This window comes from Magnetococcales bacterium, assembly GCA_015231925.1.
Lineage (GTDB): Bacteria > Pseudomonadota > Magnetococcia > Magnetococcales > JADGAQ01 > JADGAQ01.
Genome location: JADGAQ010000184.1, coordinates 1 through 8,132 on the forward strand (window position 1 = coordinate 1; position 8,132 = coordinate 8,132).

3 protein-coding genes are annotated in these 8,132 nt (G+C 62.3%); all 3 read left to right on the forward strand.

The genetic code is table 11. The features are described from left to right. The first annotated feature begins 344 nt into the window (after nucleotides 1-344). The gene (locus HQL56_16160) at nucleotides 345-2,411 is read left to right on the forward strand and encodes an elongation factor G (protein ID MBF0311049.1); all 2,067 of its coding nucleotides are present in this window, start codon (nucleotides 345-347) and stop codon (nucleotides 2,409-2,411) included. Nucleotides 2,412-2,943: 532 nt separating this feature from the next. Further along, the gene (locus HQL56_16165) at nucleotides 2,944-5,457 is read left to right on the forward strand and encodes a response regulator (protein MBF0311050.1); all 2,514 of its coding nucleotides are present in this window, start codon (nucleotides 2,944-2,946) and stop codon (nucleotides 5,455-5,457) included. Between the two features lie 357 nt (nucleotides 5,458-5,814). Then, entirely contained in the window at nucleotides 5,815-7,845 is a 2,031-nt protein-coding gene (locus HQL56_16170; GenBank protein MBF0311051.1) for a methyl-accepting chemotaxis protein, read from the forward strand. Nucleotides 7,846-8,132: the final 287 nt, after the last annotated feature.

Below are 8,132 nucleotides of genomic sequence, written 5' to 3' on the forward strand. Positions count from 1 at the left end.
TGGGGGGATGAGGCCCCCCCTTGCCCCCCCCGCGGTCCGCAGCGGGTCGTCCGGATGGTGCGGGTGGTGAGGGGGTGCGCTTTCTTTCGATGCGGCGGACCGCTTACGGACACGTCAACGGATAAAACCTCTGGGCTCCGCCCCGAACCCCGCCGGGGGGGATAATCCCCCCCGGACCCCCGTATTCACTTATTCTTTCATTCTTCCGCTCGTAATCTTCCTCCTTGAGGAGGGGTAATCCCCCCAGGCACCCCGTATTTGCCGAAAATCCGCTTTCCCTCGTCCCCCCCGCCCGCTATTGTATGACCATCCGGTAATGATCTTCGGCAGGGGGAGGTGGCTGCATGAACGGTTCCTACGACATCCGGGCCCAACGCAGCGTGGCCCTGGTTTCCCACGGCGGCGGCGGTAAAACCATGTTGGCCGAAAGCATGCTCTTCAACGGCAAGGCCATCGACAAGCGCGGCGTGGTCGAAAAAGGCACCACCACCCTGAGTACCGAACCCGAAGAGGCGCAACGCGGCTTGACCATCACCCCCCACCTGGCCCAATTCCACTGGCGGGAGGTGGATATCCACCTGATCGATACCCCCGGCTTCATCGACTACCTGGAGATGACCCGTGGGGCCCTGCAGGTGGTTGGCGGGGCCGTCATGCTCTTTTCCGGCGTCTCCGGCGTCAAACCCGAAACCGAACGCCTCTGGGAGATGGTCCGGGAAGCCCTGGTGGCCCCCCTCGGCTTCATCAACGAAATGGATAAACCCCGCGCCGATTTCATTCGCGTGCTGGGCGAAATCGAACAAAGCCTCGGCGTCACCGCCCTGCCCCTGACCATGCCCATCGGCGCGGGGGAGAGCTTCCAGGGCATCGTCGACCTGATCCCCATGACCGCCTGGAGCGCCAAAGACGGGGTTTTCGTGCAGATTCCCCTGCCGGAGTCGGCTCGCGAAGACGCCCTGTACTACCGGTCGCAACTGGTGGAACGCATCGTCGAGGGGGACGACGCCCTGCTGACCAATTACCTGGACAACGGCGTCACCCCCGACGAAGCCACCCTGCACCAGGGCCTGCGGGAGGCGGTGCTGACCCGACGTCTGCTGCCGGTCTTCTGCGGCTCCGCTCAGGCCAACATCGGGGTGCGCGCCCTGCTGAACGGCATCGCCTACTACCTGCCAAGCCCTCCCGACAAGGCCGTCATCAAACCCCTGACCGGTCGCAACCCGGAAAGCGGCGTCGAAGTGAGCCGTCAGGCCGCCGTCGAGGAGCCCTTTTCCGCCGTGGTCTTCAAAACGGTGGTCGATCCCTTTTCCGGCAAACTCTCCCTGATCCGTCTCTTTTCCGGGGAGTTGCTCCCCGAACGGGAGTTTCTCAACAGCACCCGGGGCGTGAAGGAGCGGTCTCCCCACCTCTACCGCGTGGTGGGCAAAAAGCTGGAGGAGGTCGGCGTGCTGCGCGCCGGGGAGATGGGGGCGCTGGCCAAACTGCCGGAAACCCGCAGCGGCGACACCCTTTGCGCCCCGCAGGCGCCGATCGTTTACGACCGGGTGCGCTATCAGGAGCCCACCCTCACTTACGCCGTGGAGGTGGAGGCCAAAACCGAGGAGAAGGTCTCCAACGGGCTGGCCCGTCTGGTGGAAGAGGATCCCACCCTGCAGATGCACCGCGACGGGGAGACCCACGAAATCCTCCTCTCCGGCATGGGTCAAACCCAGTTGATGGTGGTGCTGGAGCGGCTGAAACGCAAATACGGCGCGGTGGCGACACTGAAAACGCCGCGTGTGCCCTATCGGGAGACCCTGCGCCGCAAGGTGCGGGTGCAGGGGCGCATCAAGAAGCAGAGCGGCGGTCGCGGCCAGTTCGCCGACTGCTGGGTCGAAATGGAGCCGTTGGGGCGGGGCGAGGGCTTCGTTTTCGAGGATCGCATCGTCGGCGGGGCCATTCCCCGGCAGTTCATCCCCTCGGTGGAGAAGGGCATCCGGGAGAGTCTGGCCCACGGGGTGGTGGGCGGTTATCCGGTGGTCGATGTTCGCGTGGCTCTGGTCGATGGCGGCTACCATTCGGTGGACTCCTCCGATTACGCCTTCAAAAGCGCCGGGGCCGCCGCCTTCAAACAGGGCATGGAGCAGGGGGAGGCGGTGTTGCTGGAGCCGATCATGGCCATGGAGGTGGTGGTGCCGGACGATGTGCTGGGGGATTGCATCGGGGATCTCAACTCCCGGCGGGGTCGCATCACCGGGGTGGTGCCCAAAGGGCATCATCAGACGATCAAGGCCGAAGCGCCCATGGCGGAGGTGTTGGATTACGGCAACGTACTCAACGGGTTGACTTCCGGACGGGGGCTTTACACCATGCAGGTGGCCACCTATCAGGAGGTGCCGAGCCACATCGCCCGCAAGGTTCTGGAGAAGTAGGGGGGGCGCCCCGAGGCTGTCTGTCCATTCATACGGGGGTCCGGGGGGGATTATCCCCCCCGGCGGGGTCTGGGGCGGAGCCCCAGGGTTTTGATGTTGACGTTGCGGTCCGCCGCCGCCAATGAAATCCCGAAAGTCACATCCCACGCGGAGCGGATTTATCGCGGCGGACCGCAGGGGGGCAAGGGGGGCCTCATCCCCCCATTTTTGAACGCGCCGGCAAACCGGAATCCGCTATATCCCCGGAAGCCCTGCCCCCGGATGGGGCAACGGCGGAAAGTCAACGGCGGAAAGGCAACGTCAACGGATGGGGGGATGAGGCCCCCCCTTGCCCCCCCGCGGTCCGCTGCGATAAATCCGTTGGGTGCGGGGTGGCGGCTTTCGGGGTTTCATTGGCGGCAGCGGACCGCTACGGACAACAGATCACGGCAACGGACCGCCACGGCAACGGACCGCCACGGCAACGGACAACACCTTGGAGGCTCCGCCTCCAAACCTCCGCCGGGGGGGATAATCCCCCCCGGACCCCCGTATGAATGAACTGACATCAATTATGAATGCGCTCTCTCTCTCCACCTACGCTCCCCTCCTCATGGCCCTGCTGGCCATCGTGTTGCTGCTTTACAAACTCTCCCGTCAGGAGAAGGCCGCCCTCGATCTGGCCGCCGCCAACCGCGCCCTCATCCGGGAACGCGCCGACCTGGAGCTGCAACTCGCCGAACAGGCCGCCAGGCTGCAACAAAGCAGCCTCTTCACGGAAAGCCTCACCCAAAGCCTGCCCGGTCTCTTCTACCTCTTCGACGCCGAAGGCCGCCTGGTGGCCTGGAACCGCAACTTCGAACGCCTCTCCGGCTACCCCCCCGGCAAACTGAAAGGCATGCCCATCCTCAACTTCATCACCCCGGAAGATCGCCCCCGGGTGGCGGAACGCATCCGCGAAGTCTTCACTCGCGGACAAAGCACCGTTGAAGCCCACTTCCTGAGTTCCACCGGCGACGAGATGCTCTTCTATTTCACCGGATCCCGCCTGGAGGTGGACGGAAAACCCCACCTGGTCGGCGCGGGCCTGGACATCACCGACCGCAAACGGGCTGAAATCGAACGGGAACAGTATTTCAAACTCTTTCAAACCGCTTCCGACCTGATGTGCATCGCCGATCCCCTGGGCTGCTTCAAAAAGGTCAATCCCGCCATGACGGAGGTGCTGGGCTATACCGCCTCGGAGTTGATCGCCCGCCCCTTCGTCGATTTCATCCATCCCGAGGACCAGCAGCGCACCCGCGACGAGATGAACCGGCAACTGCAGGTGGGCTACTCCCTCAACTTCGAAAACCGCTACGTCTGCAAGGACGGCTCCCACCGCTGGCTGTCGTGGAAGGCGGTATTCGTGAAGGAAGAGGGCATCACCTACGCCACCGCACGGGACATCACCGAGCGCAAACGGGCCGAAGACGCCATGCGCTTCGCCAAGGAGCAGGCGGAAGCGGCTAATCGCGCCAAAAGCGAATTCCTCTCCAACATGAGCCACGAAATCCGCACCCCCATGAACGCCATTCTGGGCATGGCCGACATGTTGTGGGAGAGCAGCCTCGACGGGGAACAGCGAAAATTTGTGCAGGTCTTCCGTTCGGCGGGGGAAAATCTTCTGGGGGTGATCAACGACGTTCTGGACATCTCCAAAATCGAGTCCGGCCAACTGGATCTGGAAGAGACCACCTTCAATCTGCAGGAGGAGATGGACGTTGTTTGCGAAATCATGGCCTTGCGCGTTCACGCCAAGGGGCTGGAACTGGTGCGTCACCTGAAACCCGAGGTGCCGGAAAATCTGCGCGGCGACCCCATCCGGCTGCGACAGATATTTCTCAATCTGATGAGCAACGCCGTGAAGTTCACGGAGCAGGGCTTGATCCACTTCGAGGCGGAGCGGGTCGAAGAGCCTGCCGGGGATTCGCGGCGGGTGTGGATCCGCTTCAGTGTGGCCGATTCCGGCATCGGCATCGAGGCGGACCGGCTGCACACCATTTTCGAAAGTTTCGTGCAGGCCGACAGCTCCATCACCCGTCGTTTCGGCGGCACCGGCCTCGGCCTGGCCATCGTGCGCAAGCTGGTGGACAAGATGGGGGGGCGCATCGAGGTGGAGAGCCAGCCGAAACGCGGCTCCACGTTTCGTTTCACCCTGCCGTTCACCCGGGCCACGGCAACGCCGGTGGCGACCCTGCCCGACCTGCGGGGGGTGCGCGCCCTGGCCGTGGACGATACCGCCGCCAATCTGCAGGTGCTGCGCGAATACCTGCAGGGCACCGGCGTGGAACTCGACGAAGCCCCCGACGGCTACTCCGGTCTGATCCGCATGGAACAGGCGGTGGCTTCGGGCCGCCCCTATCAGTTGCTGTTGCTGGACGTGCGCATGCCGGGCATGGACGGCTTCCGGCTGGTGGAGTGCTGGCGCGCCGCCAGCCATCCGGGCATTCCCATCCTGATGCTGACCTCCGAAAACCACGAGTCGCATCAGCAGCGCTGTCAGGTTCTGGGGGTGGAGCATTATCTGACCAAACCGGTGCGCCGTCTGGAGATCTTCCGCCTCATCGATCAGGCCTTGAACCACGGCCTGACCCCGAGCAAGACCATCGCGCCGCAAAGCCATCCCGCTTTTGAGGGGCCGTTGCGTCAGATATTGCTGGTGGACGATTCCGACGACAACCGGCTGCTGATTCAAACCTATCTGAAGGATTATCCCTGTCGGCTGGAGGTGGCGGAAAACGGGGCCGTCGCGGTGGAGAAGATGGGGGAAGCGCCCTTCGATCTGGTGTTGATGGATGTGCAGATGCCCGTCATGGACGGCTATTGCGCCACCCGCGCCCGGCGGCGCGTGGAAGCGGAGCAGGGGTTGCCCCGGCTGCCCATTCTGGCCCTCAGCGCCTACGCCCTGGCCGAGGATATCGCCCACAGCCTGGAAGCGGGATGCGACGCCCATCTGGCCAAACCGATCAAGAAGAAGACCCTGCTGGAAGCCATCGAACGCTATGCCCTGCCGGGAAGGTGTTGACTCCTGTGCCTTTCAATATTTATCTTTTAAAGTATCAAAAAAAAGAAAATGTTCTGTCCGTTGACTTTTCCCATGTCCTTTTCAGAAAATTATAAATAATTTGTCTTTATATGATAATTAACTGATATCAGAAAAGTCAAAGGGTAGAACATTTTCTTTTTTTAATACTTTAAAATAAAAAATATTGAAAGTCAAAAAAAGATATACATCCCCGCTTGCCTGCGGCGTTTTGTAACCCCTTCAACCATAAAATTTTTTTATCTTATCATTGGTATTTCGTGATTGCCGCCCGTCTCAATACCTGATAGAAATAGGCGGTTTTCTTTTAAAAACTACTCCATTTTCGGGGGGAAAGGCATGTTAAAAGACCTAAAACTGGGGCTCAAGCTGGCGATCGGGTTTGGCGCCGTGCTGTTATTGCTGGTTTTTGTCGGCTACTCCGGCTGGGATGGGCTGGACAGCTCGGCCCGGCGGGTGGACAACTCCACGGCGTTGTGGAAGGGTGTTCAGATTATCCGCGAGGCGCGTCAGGCGGAGATGAAGTTCAATCTGGACACCGATGTCAAACAGGCGGAACTGGTGCATGCCAGCGTGAAAAAGCTGCAGGATGCCGCCGCCGAGGCACGGGATAATCGCTTCAAGGATGCGGCGGACAAGCAGCGCATGGATCAGGTGATCAGCGCGGCCAAGGATTACGGCGCGGCGTTCACCTCCTTCCAGGATATCCGTCGCAAGCTGGACGAAACGTTGGAGAAGATGCGCAACGCCGGGCGGGATGCCATGGTGCAGTTCACCACCTTGCGGGATGACCAGAAGACCCAGTTGGACGAGGATTTGAAGAAAGAGCCTCTGGATGCGGCCAAGCTGAAGGATCGCATGCACAAGGCGTTGACGGCGGGGGCCATGCGCACCGAACTGCTGGATGCCCGGCGTCAGATGCTGAATTTCATCAACTCCAAGGATGAGAAGGACGCCAAGGCCGCCGTCGAGGTGTTGAACGGCGCCCGCAAGATGGGCACGGAGTTGATGGGCTCCTTCAAGCAGGAGAAGAACATCAACCAGGTGAAAAAGGCTCTGGAGGGGTTGGACGTCTACGAGAAGGCCCTCCACGAGTATGTCGGCCTGGTCAAGCAGGAGCATGAGACCGAAGGGCGTCTGGAGAAGGTGGGTGCGGACGCCATCAAGGTGATCATCGAGGCTCGCGAGGGTCAGCAGGTCAAGATGGACGCGCAGATCAGCTCGGCGGAGGCCATCATTCTGTGGGCCTCGGTGATTGCGGTGTTGATCGGGGTGGTGGTGGCCTGGGTGTTGACGGGTTCCATCACCGTGGCGCTGGGGCGGGGTGTGGAATTTGCGCGTCGCGTTGCGGACGGCGATTTGACGGCCAATCTGGATGTGCATCAGAAGGATGAGGTGGGGGTCTTGGCGGATGCGTTGCGCAGCATGGTGACCAATCTGCAGGAGGTGGTCGGCAAGGTGCGTCAGGCTTCGGACAATGTGGCCACGGGCAGTGCGGAGTTGTCGTCGTCGTCGCAGTCGTTGTCGGAGGGGGCCACGGAGCAGGCGGCTTCGGTGGAGGAGACTTCGGCGGCGATGGAGGAGATGTCTTCCGGGATTCAGCAGAACACGGACAACGCTTCCACCACCGAGGGCATGTCGAAGAAGGCGTCGAAGGATGCCGAGGAGAGCGGCAAGGCGGTGACGGAGGCGGTGGCGGCGATGAAGGAGATCGCCTCCAAGATTTCCATCATCGAGGAGATTGCGCGGCAGACCAATCTGTTGGCCTTGAATGCGGCCATCGAGGCGGCGCGAGCCGGGGAGCATGGCAAGGGTTTCGCGGTGGTGGCGGCGGAGGTTCGCAAGTTGGCGGAGCGTTCCCAGACCGCGGCGGGGGAGATCGGGCAGTTGTCCGCCTCCAGTGTGGAGGTAGCGGAGCGGGCGGGGACCATGTTGTCCAAGCTGGTACCGGACATTCAGCGCACGGCGGAGTTGGTGGCGGAGATTGCCGCTTCGTCGCGGGAGCAGAGTCAGGGTGCGGGGCAGATCAACTCGGCGATTCAGCAGTTGGACAAGGTGATTCAGCAGAACGCGGGGGCTTCCGAGGAGATGGCGGCCACGGCGGAGGAGTTGTCGGGGCAGGCGGATCGTTTGCAGGAGGCGATTGCGTTCTTCAAGACGGGTGTGGAGCATCGTGCCCCGCCGAAGAAGGCGGCGGTGCATCGTCCGGTGGCCAAGGCGGCGTCGAAGCCGTTGATGCCGCCGAAGAAGGCGATAGGCAAGGCGGCGCCGAAGGCCTTGCCGGCGCCGAAGGGAGCAGGCGGCGGCGGGGTGAATCTGGATATGGGTGGGGACGAGGGGCCGGGCGACAGCGAGTTCGAGCGGTTCTGAAGATAAGCGAAAGCGACAGCCGTAAAGGGCTGGGGGAGAGATCCCCCGGCCTTTTTTTTTGCGGGAAAGAGGGGGCAAGGCAGCGCCCCGAGGTGTTGACGTGGCCTGTGAAAAATACGGGGGTCCGGGGGGGATTATCCCCCCCGGCGGGGTTCGGGGCGGAGCCCCGAGGTTTTATCCGTTGACGTGTCCGTAAGCGGTCCGCAGCATCGAAAGAAAGCGCACCCACTCGCCACCCGCACGATCCGGACGACCCGCTGCGGACCGCGGGGGGGCAAGGGGGGGCC